Annotated in this window: 15 protein-coding genes and 2 pseudogenes; 16 read left to right on the plus strand and 1 reads right to left on the minus strand. The window is 42.1% G+C overall.

Translation table 11 applies throughout. From position 1 onward, the window contains the following. Positions 1-234: 234 nt before the first annotated feature. Complete coding sequence (locus ACPW7N_RS21350; protein ID WP_425653306.1) at positions 235-915, minus strand: hypothetical protein; 681 nt, start codon at positions 913-915, stop codon at positions 235-237. Positions 916-1,037: 122 nt separating this feature from the next. Here ACPW7N_RS21350 and ACPW7N_RS21355 point away from each other — a divergent pair. From ACPW7N_RS21355 to ACPW7N_RS21430, 16 genes and pseudogenes are all read left to right on the plus strand, one after another. After that, positions 1,038-1,115, plus strand: a pseudogene (locus ACPW7N_RS21355) (MGMT family protein); the annotation flags it as partial. Between the two features lie 112 nt (positions 1,116-1,227). Next, a complete protein-coding gene (locus ACPW7N_RS21360; RefSeq protein ID WP_425653308.1) occupies positions 1,228-2,229 on the plus strand; it encodes a helix-turn-helix transcriptional regulator in 1,002 nt (333 codons plus the stop codon). A 223-nt stretch (positions 2,230-2,452) separates the two neighbouring features. After that, positions 2,453-2,944: an ECF transporter S component gene (locus ACPW7N_RS21365; RefSeq protein WP_425653310.1), complete on the plus strand. Its 492-nt coding sequence runs from the start codon at positions 2,453-2,455 to the stop codon at positions 2,942-2,944. Continuing rightward, a complete protein-coding gene (locus ACPW7N_RS21370; protein ID WP_425653312.1) occupies positions 2,937-3,668 on the plus strand; it encodes an AIR synthase related protein in 732 nt (243 codons plus the stop codon). The genes ACPW7N_RS21365 and ACPW7N_RS21370 overlap by 8 nt, the downstream gene beginning before the upstream one ends. A gap of 487 nt (positions 3,669-4,155) precedes the next feature. Further along, positions 4,156-4,614: a hypothetical protein gene (locus ACPW7N_RS21375; protein ID WP_425653314.1), complete on the plus strand. Its 459-nt coding sequence runs from the start codon at positions 4,156-4,158 to the stop codon at positions 4,612-4,614. Positions 4,615-4,666: 52 nt separating this feature from the next. Then, positions 4,667-4,831: a hypothetical protein gene (locus ACPW7N_RS21380; RefSeq protein ID WP_425653316.1), complete on the plus strand. Its 165-nt coding sequence runs from the start codon at positions 4,667-4,669 to the stop codon at positions 4,829-4,831. A 22-nt stretch (positions 4,832-4,853) separates the two neighbouring features. Further along, positions 4,854-5,011 (plus strand): annotated as a pseudogene (locus ACPW7N_RS21385) (esterase); the annotation flags it as partial. Positions 5,012-5,209: 198 nt separating this feature from the next. Then, positions 5,210-6,274, plus strand: coding sequence for an AAA family ATPase (locus ACPW7N_RS21390; RefSeq protein ID WP_425653318.1), 1,065 nt, complete (start codon positions 5,210-5,212; stop codon positions 6,272-6,274). A gap of 3 nt (positions 6,275-6,277) precedes the next feature. Next, complete coding sequence (locus tag ACPW7N_RS21395; RefSeq protein WP_425653320.1) at positions 6,278-8,083, plus strand: DUF2201 family putative metallopeptidase; 1,806 nt, start codon at positions 6,278-6,280, stop codon at positions 8,081-8,083. A 79-nt stretch (positions 8,084-8,162) separates the two neighbouring features. Next, the gene (locus ACPW7N_RS21400; protein ID WP_425653322.1) at positions 8,163-9,263 is read left to right on the plus strand and encodes a hypothetical protein; all 1,101 of its coding nucleotides are present in this window, start codon (positions 8,163-8,165) and stop codon (positions 9,261-9,263) included. 406 nt (positions 9,264-9,669) lie between these two features. Continuing rightward, on the plus strand, positions 9,670-11,094 hold the full coding sequence (locus tag ACPW7N_RS21405; protein WP_425653324.1) for an alanine/glycine:cation symporter family protein: 1,425 nt from the start codon (positions 9,670-9,672) through the stop codon (positions 11,092-11,094). A 334-nt stretch (positions 11,095-11,428) separates the two neighbouring features. Then, entirely contained in the window at positions 11,429-12,637 is a 1,209-nt protein-coding gene (locus tag ACPW7N_RS21410) for a PucR family transcriptional regulator (RefSeq protein WP_425653326.1), read from the plus strand. Positions 12,638-12,647: 10 nt separating this feature from the next. Beyond that, positions 12,648-14,654: a molybdopterin-dependent oxidoreductase gene (locus tag ACPW7N_RS21415; RefSeq protein ID WP_425653328.1), complete on the plus strand. Its 2,007-nt coding sequence runs from the start codon at positions 12,648-12,650 to the stop codon at positions 14,652-14,654. Beyond that, positions 14,647-15,189: a 4Fe-4S dicluster domain-containing protein gene (locus ACPW7N_RS21420; protein ID WP_425653330.1), complete on the plus strand. Its 543-nt coding sequence runs from the start codon at positions 14,647-14,649 to the stop codon at positions 15,187-15,189. The genes ACPW7N_RS21415 and ACPW7N_RS21420 overlap by 8 nt, the downstream gene beginning before the upstream one ends. 216 nt (positions 15,190-15,405) lie before the next feature. Continuing rightward, positions 15,406-16,080, plus strand: coding sequence for a TorD/DmsD family molecular chaperone (locus tag ACPW7N_RS21425; protein WP_425653332.1), 675 nt, complete (start codon positions 15,406-15,408; stop codon positions 16,078-16,080). Next, a partial coding sequence (locus tag ACPW7N_RS21430; RefSeq protein WP_425653334.1) for a DMSO/selenate family reductase complex A subunit occupies positions 16,073-18,335 on the plus strand: 2,263 nt, incomplete at its 3' end. The genes ACPW7N_RS21425 and ACPW7N_RS21430, both read left to right, overlap by 8 nt.

The following is an 18,335-nucleotide window of genomic DNA, read 5'->3' on the forward strand; positions in this document are numbered from 1 at the left end:
GGGAGGGTTCGAAGGCTTACGCTACGCGTAAGCCGCTCAGATTCCTACCTTAGTGTCGCGGAACGAAGTGGAGCATTTAAATAAGAGGGGAATCTGATTTCCCCCCGCCTCTAGTTGCAATATATAGAGGATCTTCACGGCACTTATGATAAATAAGATGTGGTAATCGCAGACGCAAAAACCCCCGCATAACATAGCGAGGGTAAAATGAAACGAACTCTATATTGCTAAGCCTTAGTTATTTACTACTTGAACACTAGATGTCTTATCATTGAATCCATAAGGAACCAAATCTGGGATCATTGAACTGTTTTGATCAAAGATCAAACTTTTGCCGAGATAGTCGTCGTGTTCAAATAACGTTACTTTGTAAGGCCCTACGATGCGGACGGAAGAAACTGCATCATTCCACATAAGACCATATGGAAATGCTTTATTATCTGCTAATTCTCGAATGCTGCCGGGAGTGAATTTTTGCCATGCTCCACTAAATCCAGCATGTTCATATAAATAGACGCCTTCCATTTCTGATTGAGGAATTTCTCTTACTCTAAATGAAGTAGCACGGTCATTTCCGATAGGATCATCCGAAAGGTCCCTATCATCAAATCGATAATAACTAGGATTCCCACCTAAGTTATGGAAATCAGCCAACATTAATTCATAGTTTCCAATAATTTTGACAGAAGAGATACTATCATTCCACTCATAAGGTGAACCATAAGTATTTAGATGGTCCCATTGCCCCACAAGCTGAATCCATTTCCCTTTAAAATCTGCATCTTTGAAAACATATACTCCCGGTTGTGTAGGAAACGGCTCTTCAGCTGAAACTTGAGTGATCCCTACCCCTAGAGCAAGAGAAGCGAGAACTCCAGCTGTAAGTGCATGTAAAACCTTAAACTTTTTTAGCATACTGTCATACCACCTTTTGTTTTGTATTGTTTTTCAAACATTCTTACAATTAGCATTCTATTAAAATACATATTTTAATTCTGCTCCGAGAAGGATTTTTTTTGCTCCGTAAGGGATAAATCCACCGCGTTATCAACTCGAATGGAGAATTGGGCGGTTATGGAGGAGGTTTATCACGAAAACGTTGGCTACTAGATTAAACAAATCTCAAAATATCTCATAGCAGTTAATTATTGACATATATTTACAAGAAATAGACAATGGTGTAGAAAGTGGTGAATTTTGGAATAAACCTCCGAGGTGTGAACATATATGAATTCAAATTGGGTCAATCCAAATCTTTATGCTTACTGTCAACATTTCATGAAAACTTCTTTGGTTCACTATCAGAAGGATGGCATTCATGAAAGCATTCAATTTCAATCGGAAATAGGAGAAGGAAGATTTCAGCGTTTTCTAATCAGAAATGGTGTAGAGCTTGCTATCGTAGATTATCAGTTATATGAAAAAAGTAGCATCAAATCGACTACCGAATCACCTTACATAGAGTTTCAGTTTATGAAAAAAGGAGAGATGGAATATGATATCGAAGGAAAATCGTTTGCAGCAAGAGAAAATCGATATCAATGTGCTATCTCGACAACCAACCAGAATGAGTTGTATTTTGAACCAAATATCCCTATTTCCGTTGTGAAGCTGGGTATCTCACCTGAACTGCTGGAAGAGTATCCAGGTGCAGATCATAACGATTTATATCAGTCAATTCAAAAAGTTCTCACGTCAACGAAATATCACGGTTCCGATGATGGAATGACTCCTGACCTTCAACTCATCTTGCATCAGATTCAGTCGTTAAGCTACCAAGGCTCGTTGAAACGAATGTACTTGGAAGGAAAAGTTCTTGAGCTTTTGGCAACCTCACTGCATCTGCAATTCAGCAATCGTTCTTTCCAGGAAAGTAAAGTAAATCTCAATTATAGTGATGTTCAATGCATCTATCAGGCTAGAGACTTTATGCTCCACCAATTAGAAAATCCTCCGACGCTAAAAGAACTTGCCAGACAAGTTGGGATCAACGAATTCAAATTAAAAGTTGGTTTCCGTGAAGTATTTCAAACGACCGTGTTTGGCTATTTGCGACAGGAGCGAATGAAAATCGCCATGAATCTGCTTGAAAAAGGAGACACAACGATCGGTGAAGTGGCAATGAAGGTCGGGTACATAAACAAGAGCCATTTTTCAGCGGCATTTAAAGAGACCTTCGGATTTAATCCGAGCCAATTCAAGAAAGCAAAAAAAATCAGTTTCTATTAATGTCCATTCGAAATACGACTTCCTGGTTTTCCAAAATAAGCAAAGGAGGTGCAAGACTATTTCTGCTTTGCATCTCCTTTTTTGCAACACTATTATAGTGCCCACCGACAAGAGGTTGAAACAAACCTACATAAAAAAACGCCCCCTAAAAAATCCAGTTTTTATCCTGAGAAAAGACTATAATTGATTCATTCATATATTAAGCTATCGAATGGAGACGACAATGATTCAATCCTTTTCACACATTAAAATGATCTCAATTCTTGCTATGTTTATAGCACTTTCGTTTGTTGGAAGTATGTTGAAATTACCATCCCCTATCGGAACTGTAGCATTGGATTCATTTCCTGCTTTCGTTGCAGCCATTTTGGTATCTCCTCTGGCTGGAGCTATTGTCGGCTTTTTTGGTCATATCCTGACATCTCTGAATGTAGGGTTTCCTCTATCGATTCCCATCCATTTGTTTATAGCCTTGCAAATGGCAGGAGTTAGTTATGTTACAGGGTATGTTTGTCGGAGAGTGAATCTCGTTCTTGGTCTGATACTGGGTACTTTTTTAAACGGCGTTATTGTTCCAGCGATGTTTATCCCGTTTGAAGGCTTTGGAACAGCCTTCTTTCTGTTAATGGTATTGCCACTGACAGTTGGCTCATTGGTTAACTTTATTTTGTCTGGATTCATTGTCAAAGCGATTAAGGGGAAAATCAATGTATAAAATCAGACGGTTTCGTGATTTGACTGTACTGGACTATATGGATAAAGAATTGGTTATCGCTTGTGATTCAAGCGGAGCCATAGGCAACAAGCCAAATGACATCATTAAAGTTGATCCTTACGTGCTCGGCAGATTTCTGGTGCGTGTACCTTTGATGGAGTTGTTGTCTGTTGGTGCAAAGCCTTTCGGTGTCATGAATACGCTATCTGTTGAAATGGAACCAACCGGGCGAAAAATCATTGCAGGAATCATTGATGAACTTAGACAGATTGATTTAGACGAGAATGAAGTATTAAATGGAAGCACGGAAGACAATTTTCCGACCCTCCAAACGGGTGCAGGAGTTACAGTAATAGGAGTGGCAAGCAAAATTGCGGATAAAAGCATGATAGGAGATATACTCTGTTGCATCGGTTATCCAAAAGTCGGAGATGAAGTCAAACTGGACGATAGTGAAATATGCGATTTGCCAACGGTGAGACAGATTAGGGCAACTATGGGTGTACATGAAATCATTCCGGTTGGTTCTAAAGGAATCAGATATGAAATAGAAGGATTGCTGAAACGAAATCAAGTGACCTTATTGTGGGAAGATACGCATTTACCATTGGAGAAAACGGCAGGGCCAAGCACATGTGCTATTGTCACCGTGCAGGAACACTGTTTGGAAGCGTTGAAAATGACACAGCGTCCTGTTTTTGTGCTGGGAAGAATAAGTAATTAAGGAAGGCCACCTACATAAAAAAACGCACCCCTTGTGGGTGCTTTTTATGTACCGTTGTCAGCGGATGGTGATTTGATCTCACAAGTCCGAATCGGACGGAAATCGGTTAAACTGCTGCTGTGTCAATGTTAGCTTTCTTTGCCGTGCCCCTCCGCACCCTCGCTTTCACCAGCTTCCAATGCAATCTGATAGGCGTCCAATACAGATGCTGCTTCCTCGGGATCATCAATCCCCACCAGATATTGGTCTTCCCCCTCATCGTCTACCACCCGTATAAGAATTCGATCCTCATCTGAAGTTAATAGTGCGTACTATTCTTCGTTCATATCGAACAAAGCTTCAACGGCATACTCTTTTTTCATTACCTTGCTCGTCCTCGACGGTAATACGATTATCATTTCCCACAATACCAACCACCTGCACGCTTAAGTCTCGCTTATTATGTACGAGGACAGATCGCTTTATTGATGGAATAGGAGGTGACATGATGAACAGTCCACACCAATCGAGGAACGATAAAGTGTTCGCGCGGATGATGTCCTGGGTGGAAGCCCGTTATGATTGTGAAGTTTATTTTTTGGAGCATTCCAGACAAGCAAATGGCTTTGTGGAATATCGAAACGGGAAAAACATTATTTACATATTGGCAGATAAGGAGGACATCAGCTTCGATACGTTCACTGACATTCTAGCGCATGAGGCAGGCCATGTTATTTTTAATCAGCGCATGATGCAAAACGGGTTGTCCTACAGGGAGATTGTGAAGCGTACGCAGGACAAACTGAATTGTTTTGATCAGTTGTTGGAGAGAAACGTTATTACCAAGGAAGAGTACGAACGGCTTTATAGCGCTATTGAAGAGGAATGGGATAGCAATCAAGAAAAGGAGCGAATTATCCCTGAGTTACGAAAACTGGCAGATATGGACAAACAGCTTTCCACATAAATATCTGTTGACTGGTGATAATGAGTAAAAATGAGTGGTAGGTGTTGTGGCCGTGAACAATCAAAATAAACAGAAGTCAATCGTTTCGGGTACCTTCCAGCTAGCTGAAGATACCCGAGTTGAATCTTTGGAACAGCTTTCCGACAAAAACCAGATGGAACAGCAAGAGCTGGACGAAGAGTCGCTTTACTATGCTCGGCTCTTTATGGAGGATTGATCATCTATCCTTCTCATGAGAACGGCTTTTGGGCATCACAAATGAAGCGGATGTACTCAGAGATGAAGGGGATTACGCGTTTTCGGCATCATCCACGACTTTATGATGCTTAACGACTTGGCCAACACAGAGGCGGTACGAGGAGAAATGATGCTTTCTAACGAATGGCTTCGAAAATAAGTAATGCAGGGGTTCGCTACCACGGATACTAAGCTGTCACAGGATGTCCTCTGTGACAGCTTGTTTGTTTTGATAGGAGTGGTGTTTGATTTGTTGATAAATTTTGAGTTTTTTTCTATATTTTCACAACAGCAAAATGATATATTATTTCTAAATTCATACGAGTGACCATTGGGATACAAATAGAAAGGAAGATTTATGAATTTAGGAATTCAAGTCACACAACAACAACTAATGGAAATTTTATTAAACGTCGCTGTCGTGCGCCCTGTTTTTATCTGGGGAGCACCAGGTATAGGGAAATCATCTCTGGTAGAAAGTTTTGCACAACAAGTTGGTCTTCCGTGCGTCTCGTTGCTTGGAAGCCAGCTTGCCCCTGAAGATATCATTGGAGTTCCGCAAATCATTGATGGAAAAAGCAGATTTTGCCCTCCTTCTTCGATTGCGCGAGAAGAACCGTATTGTCTATTTCTAGATGAATTAAACGCTTGTTCACTAGAAGTCCAGAAAGCATTTTACAGTTTAATTCATGAAAAACGTATTGGAGAATATAAACTTCCGGAAGGTTCGATTGTCATTGGTGCGGGGAATCGGGCTCAGGATAGTGCGATTGTCAAGCCCATGTCATCTGCTCTGATAAATCGCATGTTTCATGTTCAGTTAAAGGTATCCTACAAGGAATGGATGGATTGGGCATACGGTAATGGGATCCACCCGATGATTCTGCAGTTTCTGGAAATACGGCCAGATTATTTATGGTCTCAGCCACCAAAAACGGAAGAGCCCTTTTCAACCCCACGGTCATGGCATATTCTTTCCGATGCTCTTCACGAATTCGGTCAGGAAATGAAAAATGAAATGATTGGTATTTTGGCGAATGGGTGCTTGACACCGCAACATGCCGCACAATTTAAAGCATTTCATAAAAACGTCAATGGCAAGTACCAACTGAATCGAATTTTAGATGGAGATGCCGTTTTCCCCACAGCTCCAGAGGATCGGGACGTTCTCTATTTCTTAGCTGACTCATTTCGTGCACAGATTATGAAGGAACTTCCTTTTGATAAGGCTTCTGTCAATGATCAACATAAGAGGTTTGCCCATAGAGCCAAAGCATTATTAAAAGAACTGAGCAGTATTTCTCTTGAAATGGCGCAGATGGTGGTTGCTAAACACGAGGAAGGAAACTCGCTTCCTGATTGGTTTGTCGTCGAAGTGATTCGGGATTTACCTAGACTGGCAATGGAAAGAAAGGATAAATAGAGCATGTCTAAAAAGAAGCAGACACAATTAGATATTGCTCTTCAAAACTATTTGCAAGCTGTTGCTATTCTGGAGAAACATCCGATGTATGCACCGTTAGTAGCTCGCGTGCAATTTGTGCGAAAAGAACATAATCTCTGTCCCGACAATGGCTGGGCTATAGTAACCAAGGAAGGTACGATTCATGTTCATCCGTCAAGAAGAGCTGAAGTAAATGAATGGGTTTACGTATTAGCTCACAATTTGCTTCATTTGGGCTTTGGACACTTTGTGGAGAAAGAGCAACCAGCACTGTGGAATATCGCCTGCGATTGTTTTATCGCTAAGTTTTTACAAGATATGAAGCTAGGTACACCACCTGCTGAACTATCATATGCTGTTGACTTTTCAGGCAAAACTGAAGAAGAATTGTATTTCCAATTTCTCGAACGAGGGATTCCAGAGCATATGAAGCTATTTGGAACTGGGGGAGAAAGGCAGCCGGATCTTTTCTTTGCAGATAAAAGTGTTCGCTATTCGTACAATCGTGATGTTAACTGGGAGGCTCTTTTCGGGAAAGGGTTATCTCAAGCTGTGCAAAGTGCAGTTAGTGTAGCTGGAGGGTATTCTGCAACACTAGGCGGAGATGAAAACAAGTTATCTTTTGCACAAAAGGCAAAAAAATGGTTCATCAATCATTTTCCACTGCTTGCTTCGCTTGCTGCCAATTTTACTGTTATAGAAGATCAACAAATATGTCAGCGACTAGAAATATCTGTTGCTGCAATTGATGTGACGACACGTGAAATCTTTTTTAATCCGTCTGCAGGGCTTGATGAGGAAGAAAGTAAGTTCGTAATGGCACATGAGCTTTTGCATGCAGGGCTAAGGCATCATGAGCGATGCTTAGGGAGAGACCCGTACTTTTGGAATGTTAGCTGTGATTATGTGATTAATCATTGGCTTCTCGAGATGAACGTTGGACAACTGCCACAGATAGGCGTTCTGGTAGACCACGAGCTCAAAGGGCTATCAGCAGAAGTTATTTATGATCGGATCGTCACGGACTTGCGGACTTATCGAAAATTGTATACTTTCCGTGGGATTGGACAGGGAGATATCCTGGATCGAGGAAATCCGCATTTTTGGGACGTGAAAGAGGGAACGGACTTAGATGATTTTTACAAAAGTGCCCTTTCGCAAGGATTGATCTATCATCAGGAGCAAGGCCGTGGAATGCTGCCAGCGGGGCTTATCGAAGAGATTCGGGCATTAGGACAGCCTCCAATCCCATGGGATGTGGAACTGGCAAGGTGGTTTGATGACCATTTCGCACCTCTAGAGAAAAGAAGAACGTTTTCTCGCATAAGCAGGCGTCAATCTTCGACGCCTGATATTCCGAGACCTGCATGGACCGATCAGGAAAACTATCTGGATGGACGCACATTTGGAGTCGTACTTGATACCTCTGGATCAATGGATCAAAAACTGCTAGGGAAAGCATTGGGAGCGATAGCAAGTTACAGCCTGTCCAGAGATGTGCCATTTGCTCGCATCGTATTTTGTGATGCTGCGGCATATGATGCAGGTTATTTATCCCCTGACGATATTGCGGATAAAGTGAAAATCAAGGGGCGTGGGGGAACCATTCTTCAGCCCGGTATTGATTTGATAGAGAAGGCGGATGATTTTCCAAAAGAAGGGCCGATATTAATTATTACAGATGGATACTGTGATCGTATCCGAGTCGCAAGAAAACATGCGTTTATTCTTCCAAAGGGAAAAAATCTTCCTTTTGTTCCGAAGGGGCCTGTGTTTCGAATTGACTAAAACTGCATATAGTAAACAAAAACGATATATTGGATAATGATAGAAATTGGTAAGGTAATGTAAGGAGAGTAAGAGTTCTATGATAAGATGGATTGCAATTGGTTTAATTGTTACTTTTTCTTTTTTCGTAATCAATGATTGGTTAGATGAGCGTGAATATGAGCAAGCTATAAATAGGATGCTAGAAGAAGAAAGGGAGTTTGTAAAGTATCCGTATTTGGACTTAGAATTAACACTCAAACCATATGATTATGAAATAAATCCTGATCATGCAGTAGATTACATAAAAAGCTCCATTCAGGAAGGAAAGTATGTTCGTATAACCGCTCCCGTAACTAAAGTTGATATAATTGAAGATGTTTATACAGATTATCCTGGTCCCCTATATGGCGTTGATTTTAGCGCAGATAATTTATACACGATTAGGGCTTATTTTAAATATGAACTGAATATTCGTAAGGGGGATATTATTACCTTTTCCGGAAAAAATCTTCGGGTAGATGGCAGATCATTAACTGTTTCTGATGAGTGTCGGATCGAAGAAACAACGGAATTGGAACGTCAGGAAGTGATTGAATGGCCCAAACTTGTGGTACAAAAAGCAGAAGAAGAAAAGAAAAGGAAGGAAATAGAGCAGCAAAAAATAGCCGAGGAAAGAGAACGATTAGCAAAATTAGAAAAAGAGAGATTCAGTAAAGTAACATCAGGTATGAGCTATGATCAAGTTTCTGAACTTTTTCAAGATGCAGGTCAGGAAGTTCGAATGGAAGTCATAGATAATGAGAAACTAAACGTTTTCCAATGGGAATTAAGCAGAAATTATGGTTATACAGTCTATATTATGTTCAAAAATGACAAGGTCATAGCCAAGGAATGGGCTAGCGGTGAATCAGATATCTGGGAATCAGAAACGGATTTTGATGACATTGACATATCAACTCAAAATACTAATGTGCAAAGTAATACTTCAATAATAAAAAATCCAAATCGAACTACCAACTCAAGTAGCTTCAAAAGTTCAACTAGCTCTAAAAGCTCAAATAGCTCCAAAAGTTCCAAAAGCTCAACTGGTTCCAAAAGTTCAACTAGCTCATCTGGCTCATCTAGCTCAAGTAGTTCCAAAAGCTCATCATCTAGTAGTTCAAGTTCTTCTAGCAAAAGTAGTAGCTCAAGAAGGTAATGGTGTCCTTTTGAAATATTCGTAGCTACTCACCAATTACCTAACAATAATGGGAATGAATTCGAGAGGAATCTGATTATCCCTCGCCTCTACCAATACATAACCACTTTTTCGAACTGATAGATAACAATATTTTTCTCAGCTACATAAGACTTGAACATGCCAAACAGTTATCACAGGATGTCTTCTGTGAAAACTGTTTTTTATTTGTCTATATCCAGCTTTTTGAGGTCAAAAATATTTTACAGTTAAAACAATTTATAAACTCTTCTTAACGATTATAGTTATGTGATAAACTCATTCGGTATGTATAGGTGTTATATTTACACGTGCTACAAGAACTTACTGATTGTATTTTAATGATCAATTAATTTTGTTCATAACATTTACTCCAAGAGGTGAAGACATGGAACAATTGATGCACTTATTTACAACACTCAACGAATTCCTTTGGTCATATGTATTGATTGTCATGCTGGTTTCATTAGGGCTCTATTTCTCCTTTAAGGGAAAGTTTTTGCAAATCAGTATGTTGGGAGAAATGGTCCGAGTCTTAAAGGAAGGCAAGACACGTTCCAAAGACAGTGTTTCTCCGTTTCAAGCGTTTGCAATAGGTATGGCCGCTCGTGTTGGAACAGGTAACATCACCGGGATTGCACTTGCGATTGCTTTAGGCGGGCCAGGTTCCGTATTCTGGATGTGGATCATAGCGATTATTAGCTCAGCATCCAGCTTTGTTGAGAGTACCTTAGCACAAGTATTTAAAGTAAAAGATAAAGAGGGTTTCCGCGGCGGCCCATCCTACTATATGGAAAAAGGCTTGAACAAACGATGGATGGGTGTTTTGTTCTCCGTTCTGATTACGATTTCTTTCGGTCTCGTATTCAATTCTGTGCACGCAAATACCATCTCCATTGCTTTTGAGAACTCATTTGGTACAGATCGTTTAACCGTAGGGATCATCATGGCAATTGCTGTCGCTGTGATTATTTATGGTGGTGTGCAGCGTATTGCAACAATCGCCGAATACAAGGTTATGTTTCTCGCTGTTTTATACATCGGTGTTGCACTGTTTATTGTGGTGACTAACATTACAAAATTACCGGAAGTTATTTCTCTTATCGTGAAAAGTGCTTTTGGCATTGATCAAGTCATAGGTGGAACGCTTGGAGCTGCCCTCATGCAGGGTGTCAAACGTGGTCTGTTCTCGAATGAAGCAGGGATGGGTAGCGCACCAAACGTTGCTGCAACGGCAACTACAAGCCACCCGGTTAAACAAGGTCTTATTCAAGCGTTTGGCGTATTAACGGATACGTTCATCATCTGTACAAGCACAGCTTTTATTATCTTGTTCTCCGAAGCATATAAACAGCCAGGGCTAAGTGGTGTTGCACTGACACAAGCATCATTAAGTGAACACATTGGCTCTTGGGCATCAGGCACTCTTGCTATTTTTGTCCTCTTGTTTGGATTTGGTTCGCTAATTGGTAACTATTACTACGGGGAAACAAACATCAAATTTTTACATGGTAGTAAAATCTGGTTGACAGTGTACAGGGTTTCCGTGTTTGCCATGGTTATTTTCGGCTCAATTGCGAAAGTTCAGTTTGTATGGGACCTGGCTGATTTGTTCATGGGCTTCATGGTTATTGTTAACTTAGTTGCTATCTTCCTGCTGTCAAAAGTTGCCTTTGCGGCATTGAATGACTATCTCAAACAGAAAAAAGCGGGTAAAGATCCTGTCTTTTATAAAGACAGCATTAAGGGATTAGATCATATCGAATGCTGGGATCTCTCCCCATCCGCTTCCAAAAACGAAAGAGCCGAATAATCTCAAGCCTGTGGCAATCTCATTAGAAATCTCGATAATCGTTTGGTTGTTCTGATGAACTTCTAACCAGCCCCGCCTCCACATAAAAAAACCACCCCTTGTGGGTGCTTTTTTTATGTATAAGTGAAGACAGGCGAGGGATTGGGACTTGCGTAGTCCAAAGAAGGGGAATTTTCCTCTTCCGATTTCGGGGTGAACTGTACGACCTCACACTGATAATTCATAATCTTTAGGTCACCCGTAAGGTTTTGTGAACTCAATTGAGTATGAACGCCACATTTGCTAATATGGGGACTGTAAATTAGGAAGTGCTTGAAAGGAAAAGTGGCTAAACATGCATACAGCAATGATTCCTTCCTATGTCCATGAATTGTTAATAGCCTCTGGTAAGGGCCTGAATAACTTTACAACAAAACTATCTGAGATACTCTCGCTCCCTGTGATCGTCACCGACCAGCTGTTTAATGTTCAATCTTGTTCAAACGAGAATGAACCGGTAAAAATCGTTGATGCTACGATTTCGTATGAACAAACCGAACTGCTTCGTTTCGAGCTCTGTTCGAATAATATTTTTACGACAGGGATTGGCTCTACCATCTCTATCAACCAAAAGGCGCTTGGCTATCTATTGATCATCACCGAAAATGAGCAAGTCAATCTGGAAGATTACAAGCCAATCATCCAGTATGCCGCGTCTTTATGTGCGCTTCATTTCGAGCGGAAAATGGAACTTCGCCAGGAGCGATTGAAGTTAAAGGATGGCTTTTTGTTTGATTTGCTGTATGGGAACGTGAAACACAAAGAAGATATTATCGAGTACGGGAAGCTTTGGAATTGGGATTTAACTGTTCCGAATGTGGTGATCGTCTTTTCAATCCATGACTTTGACAACTTAACGGGTGACAAGCAGTGGATGAATGTGATGTTGAAAATGATAGAAAAAGTACTGATTCAGAAGAATATCAAGCCCATTACGATGCTTAAAACACAGGAAGTCATCGCCATTCTTCCATTGGACCATTCGCACCCAAGCAAGATCCACTCAGATCTGGTGGAATTTGCTGGTTTGATCCTCAACCATGTAAAGGGACTGAACATGCCAAGAAAAGCATCCTGCGGAATTGGAAAAGTATACGACAATCCAACGGAGCTTTTTCGCAGCTATCAGGAGGCGAAGGTTGCTTATGAAATGGGATTGTCACTGGATGAGGAAATTTCTTTCTTTGATCAGTTGGGGCTGGAAAGAATTATCTACAAACATGATCTGCAGGATTTAAAGGAGTTTTATTACCATACGTTGGGGGATTTACGACAATACGACATGGAGAATGGAACCGATCTGATGGATACGCTGGAGAGCTACGCTGCGAATGAGTACGATATCCAGAAAACCTCTCAGGAACTGTACCTTCATCGGAACACCTTACGTTACCGAATTAAAAAAATCGAAGAAATACTCAATCTTAAACTGGACCCTATCAGCGTAAAAATAAATATTTCTACAGCTTTTAAAATTAAGAAACTGAGAAATATGGAAGAGTGAAGGGTGAACTATGACAGAATCCATTTTCCGCAACACGTGTCCACGAAATTGCTATGGAACCTGTAGTATTCTTTCACACGTAAAGGATGGGAAACTTCTAAAAGTAACGGGGGATCCGAATCAGGGATACAATCAGGGAAGGCTTTGTGCAAAGGGATATGCGTATACCCAGTTCGTCTACAGTCCTCACCGGATGAAATATCCCATGCTTCAACACCCCAGAGGGTCAGGCAATTGGAGCCGGATTAGCTGGGAAGAAGCACTTACCATTATCGCAAGCAAAATGATTGAATTGAACGAGCAGTATGGCTCCAATCTCGCATGTGCCTACAATAAATATTCAGGAAATCTGGGCTTTCTCCACTATGCTGTGGAAGGGATGTTTAACAGTATAGGTCCTCATACGAAGCTTGTTGGCGACCCCTGTGTCCAATCAGGTATCCAAGCTTTTCACGAATCGTTGGGTGTGGTGGACTGTCCTGATCCTGAAGTCATGTCGGAATCCAAGCTGATTGTTTTATGGGGAGCCAACCCGGCGGTAACCAATGTTCATCAGATGAAATTTCTATACCAGGCCAAACGCAAAGGGGCTACGCTTGTTTGTATTGATCCGATCTTTTCGAGAACTGCGGAAAAGTCCGACCTGTTCATTCAGATCAATCCTGGAACGGACGTTTACCTTGTGATGGGGATTGCCAAGCTTTTGATCGAATGGGGAAAAATTGCAGAGGAATTTGTTCAGGAACAAACGGAGGGATGGGAAGAATACAGGAATTTCGTGGTCCATACCGACCTAAACGATATTTGTCAGAAAACCGGTGTGACCTTGGAAGCCTTGACCGAGTTGGCTCGCTTATATGCGGAGATTAAACCGGCAGTAACCTGGTGTGGCTTTGGAATGCAACGCAATCGAAACGGCCAGCAGAGCGTCAGTGCCATCATGTCACTTGTTGCTCTGACCGGGAATCTGACACAGCCTCACGGGGGTATGTACTACATTCACCAAGATTATCGGAATTTCCCGCTCAATCTGTTAAACCATGTCGGCCCTGTTCATCCGTTGATCAGTAAATCTCGAACAATCAATATCAACGATTTTGCCTCTGATGCACTCGCGTTGAAAGACCCGCCGTTAAAATTTCTTTGGATTGCTTCCAGAAATCCGTTAACGCAGGATCAAGACCTCAATACCTGGACAAAGCTATTTGCCCAACTAGATTTAATCGTCACCGTTGACCTGTTTTTCACCAAAACTGCTGAACAATCCGATCTGGTTTTACCAGCCTCCACTCATTTTGAAGAGGATGATCTGAATGTTGGCTACTGGCACCATTGGTTGTCCTATAATCAGAAAGCCATTTCTCCTTATTACGAGACCAAAAGTGATTTGCAGATTGCCCGAGAATTAACGCGGAAGCTAAATGAACTGTCTCCTGGCTTTTCTAATTTTCCTTCAGACAAAGAACCACTGGACTGGATTCAAGATGAGCTGACGCCTGAGATCCAGAATCTTTACGGGATAACCAGCTATAAAGATTTGCTAAATGGGCCTTGTCACAAAAAGAAAGTATCGAACCCTCTTGAATACTCTCGCAGGTTCCGGTTTTTTACTCCTCAAGAGTTGACGAATAGCGTAAACAAAGTAACGAATCAAACAGATATGTATCGATTGATATCGCCGCAATCATTGCTGAAAATCCATTCGCAGTTTGAACAGCTATCCTGGTTGCAGGTTGAGGCAAGTGAGACGATCATCGAACTTCCTGTTGAAGTTGCTCTTCAGTACGACATCAGCGATGGTGCGACAGTGGAAATCTACAACGATTACGGAGCGATCAAGGGGCGAGCCAAGTTGAATCCGCATCTGCCACTCCATGTGCTTCTATCCAATCAGGCCGGCACCAATCCGGTTAATCAGCTGATCAACCTAGATACAAGTACTCCAAACGACGATTCAAGTGCATTCTTCTATGACAGCATGGTCAAGATCAGAAAATGGAGGGATTTGAATGCTTAAATGTGTTGGATTTCTGTTTAATGCGGATGAATGTTTGGGTTGTCAAACCTGTGTGATCGCCTGTAAAAACGAAAACCAAACGCCTGCCCATGTCCATTGGAGAAGAGTTACGGAAATCGCTCCCGAAGTGATTCTGTCGGTTTCGTGCAACCAATGCGATAACCCGGAATGCTTTCGTGTTTGCCCGGAGCGTGCATTTATCAAACGATATGACGGCATTGTGATGATTGATTCTGATCGATGTACAGGCTGTATGCTCTGTGTCCCAGCCTGTCCTGTTCATGCTCCACAATTCGATCCCAAGACACAGAAAGTAAGCAAGTGTCAGATGTGTTACCAAAGACAGGATGCTGGTATCCCTCCTGCTTGTGTAGAGGCATGCACAACTGGAGCTCTAAAAATGATCGATGTCAATTTGTTTGAAGATGACAAGACAGTTAACAGTATTCCGGGATTTCCTGATTCTCAGATAACCAAACCATCCATTCGGTTCTACCCGATGCAGCCGAAAAAGCGTTACTTTTTAAACAATTGAAGACATTTGCTCAATACCCAAAAGACCTTAGCCTTGACTGCTAAGGTCTTTTGATTTTAAAGAAAGGCTTTTACGTCTGATCATCCGTCGTTGTTCCAGCGTACAAAATTCATGACCAATGTTTGTAGAGCGAGGACATATCTATCGTACTTGTATCAACTTACAATAGGGGCGTAAACATATTTCTTATTACTTGAACAGGGAGGGAGCTAAATCGTGTTCATCTCTGAACGATTGTTGTCTATTCTGGAAAGCCGAAGATTTGTGTACCAACTCTTGCAGCAGGTTTTTGAGACCAGCCTGGACAGAGAGCTACTGTTAAATGGAAAGGATCAGCTACCGTTTGAATTTCTCAGCGAATTAAGTAAAGGAGGTAGCAACCTCTCTTTGTTTTTCGCATCCATAGATGAGACCAATGTTGATCAGTTGGCCAAGCAAGAAAGGGAGGAATTTCAACGTCTATTCATTGGACCGAACGAATTGCCGGTTCATCCTTGGGAGTCGGTCTACAGAGGTCATGAAAAAATGTTGTTTGACGAAACGACGTTTTTGTTTCGAAACAAATTACATTCGTTTGGACTGAAATATGTGAAAGAAAATAACGAACCGGAAGATCATATTTCAATCCAGCTTTCCTTTATGGCCTATCTGATCGAGCGGCAAATCGAAGCGCTGCAAGCAGATGACGAGACATCTTTTTTGAAGATGATCGATTCCCAATATGCCGTCTTAGATGAACACCTGACGCAATGGGTATACGAATTCACCACAGATTTACTGGATGCAACGAACAGTTTGTTGTATCGGGGAGCGGCCCAACTGCTCCGTGACTTTATTAAGGAAGATACAACCTATGTGACTGAAGTTAAGGGAGTGAGCAAATATGAGTGAAAAGTTCATGCAAGACCTCATTGAAAAAACCATGAAACGCCGTACCTTTTTGAAGTGGGCGGGGGCTTTGAGCGCACCAGCGTTTATGGGTGGTGTACTCACCAACAACTTTGAGAAAAAGGCATTAGCCGAATCCAAAGCAAGTCAGGCTGGAGCCGAAGAAAAAGTAATCTCAACTTGTAACATTAATAACTGTGGTGGACGTTGTGTCATTAAGGCACACGTAAAGGATGGACAAGTTGTTCGTGTGACAACCGATGATCGCGTTGATGATCTGATGGACCCGCAGATGCGTGCCTGTATTCGTGGACGTGGTTACCGCAAAATGCTGTATAATCCAGACCGTTTGAAATATCCAATGAAACGGGTTGGGAAACGCGGCGAAGGAAAATTTGAGCGTATTACATGGGAAGAAGCGATTGATACCATAGCCCAACAGGTAAAACGAATCGGTGATCAATATGGTCCACTCTCTCGTTATGTGAACTATGCATCTGGTCAATCCTGGGGGATGTTTGGCGGCCGAAACTGTGCCCGGAAGCTGTTGGCTCTGACTGGCGGCTACTTAAACTATACAAACGACTATTCTTCTGGTGCAGCAAACATCGCTACCCCTTATACCTATGGTTCCAACGATTCCGGCAGCAGTCCGGACAGCTATCTTCACTCCAAATATATCATTTTGTGGGGATTTAACTCGGTAGAAAATATCTTTTCAACCCCAACCAACGTGTATTTAAGGGAAGCAAAAAAACGTGGGGCCAAAATTATTGTAATCGACCCGCGCTACTCCGATACAGCAGTTGCATTGGCTGATGAATGGATTCCGATTCTGCCTACAACGGATGCAGCCATGATGGATGCGATGGCCTATACCATCGTCACCGAAAACCTGTACAACAAAGCGTTTGTGGACAAATATTGTCTTGGCTTTGACGATGCTCATATGCCAGCGGGAGTACCGGCAACTGAGTCTTTGGTTAGCTACCTGCTCGGGCAGAAGGATAACACGCCAAAAACTCCTGAATGGGCTGAAAAAATCTGTGGTGTTCCAGCCAATACCATTCGTCAAATCGCTCGTGAGTATGCTACAGCTAAACCAGCAGCTTTGATCCAAGGTTTCGGTCCACAACGTCACGCCAACGGAGAACAGTTTACTCGCGGTGGAACGACATTGGCTTCGATTACCGGTAACGTCGGTATTCTGGGTGGCTGTGCGGCAGGTACAGGCTATTGGTACCGGGCAGGTGTATCCTCTGCTTTTACATACAAAAACCCGCAGAAAGCATCCATTCCTTGCTTCTTATGGACAGATGCCATTGAAAGAGGTACAGAGCTGACAGCTGAAGACGGATTGAAGAATATCGACAAGCTGCCAACCAATATCAAACTGATCTTTAATATCGGCGGAAACATTCTGATTAACCAGCATGCCAATATCAACAGAACCCGCAAATTGCTTGAAGATGAAAGCAAAGTAGAGTTCATCTGTGTCAGTGATTTGTTCATGACACCAAGTGCCAAGTATGCGGATATCCTTCTGCCAGGAACCACCTTCTTTGAACGCTGGGATATTGGTACACCATGGTGCTGGGGTGACTATGCCATTATGGGTGAGAAAGTTGTCGATCCGCTATATGAGTGTCGCCATGAATATGAAGCTTTTGCTGATGTGGCGAAAAAGCTGGGAGTTTACGATGAATTTACGCAAGGTGGCAAAACCTTGCTCGATCTGGTAAAAGAATCGGTTGAACTGACTCGCAAAGATGACCCGACCTTCCCAACATTTGAAGAGTTCCGGAAAAAAGGCATTCACGTGTGGAAATTCGATCGTCCTTTCATTGCCTTTGAAGATCAAATTAAGGATCCAGTTAAGAATCCTTTCCCGACCCCGTCAGGAAAAATTGAGTTGTTCTCCAAAGACTTGTGGGATATGAACAAGCATGACAAGATTCCGGCAATAGCCAAATACGTTCCAGCTACGGAAGGTCCAGAAGATCCGCTGAAAGAGAAATATCCGATTCAATTGATTGGCTGGCATTACAAACGTCGTTGTCACTCTACCCACGACAATCATGTGTGGATGGAAGAAGCGGGTCCACAAGTGATGTGGATGAACCCGCAGGATGCCGAAAAACGCGGAATGAAAGAGGGAGACAAGGCCAAAGTCTTCAATGATCGCGGGACTCTCATGATTCCTGTCAAGCTGACCAAACGGATCATTCCTGGCGTTGCTGCTATTCCACAAGGTGCTT

It is taken from the genome of Brevibacillus nigriterrae, assembly GCF_049846925.1.
In the GTDB taxonomy this organism is placed as follows: Bacteria; Bacillota; Bacilli; order Brevibacillales; family Brevibacillaceae; genus Brevibacillus_H.

Excerpts from the sequence above, each read along its gene's own strand:
- ACPW7N_RS21350 (WP_425653306.1), bottom strand. The coding sequence starts at position 915 with ATGCTAAAAAAGTTTAAGGTTTTACATGCACTTACAGCTGGAGTTCTC.
- ACPW7N_RS21360 (WP_425653308.1), top strand. The coding sequence starts at position 1,228 with ATGAATTCAAATTGGGTCAATCCAAATCTTTATGCTTACTGTCAACAT.
- ACPW7N_RS21365 (WP_425653310.1), top strand. The coding sequence starts at position 2,453 with ATGATTCAATCCTTTTCACACATTAAAATGATCTCAATTCTTGCTATG.
- ACPW7N_RS21370 (WP_425653312.1), top strand. The coding sequence starts at position 2,937 with ATGTATAAAATCAGACGGTTTCGTGATTTGACTGTACTGGACTATATG.
- ACPW7N_RS21375 (WP_425653314.1), top strand. The coding sequence starts at position 4,156 with ATGAACAGTCCACACCAATCGAGGAACGATAAAGTGTTCGCGCGGATG.
- ACPW7N_RS21390 (WP_425653318.1), top strand. The coding sequence starts at position 5,210 with ATGAATTTAGGAATTCAAGTCACACAACAACAACTAATGGAAATTTTA.
- ACPW7N_RS21395 (WP_425653320.1), top strand. The coding sequence starts at position 6,278 with ATGTCTAAAAAGAAGCAGACACAATTAGATATTGCTCTTCAAAACTAT.
- ACPW7N_RS21400 (WP_425653322.1), top strand. The coding sequence starts at position 8,163 with ATGATAAGATGGATTGCAATTGGTTTAATTGTTACTTTTTCTTTTTTC.
- ACPW7N_RS21405 (WP_425653324.1), top strand. The coding sequence starts at position 9,670 with ATGGAACAATTGATGCACTTATTTACAACACTCAACGAATTCCTTTGG.
- ACPW7N_RS21410 (WP_425653326.1), top strand. The coding sequence starts at position 11,429 with ATGCATACAGCAATGATTCCTTCCTATGTCCATGAATTGTTAATAGCC.
- ACPW7N_RS21415 (WP_425653328.1), top strand. The coding sequence starts at position 12,648 with ATGACAGAATCCATTTTCCGCAACACGTGTCCACGAAATTGCTATGGA.
- ACPW7N_RS21420 (WP_425653330.1), top strand. The coding sequence starts at position 14,647 with ATGCTTAAATGTGTTGGATTTCTGTTTAATGCGGATGAATGTTTGGGT.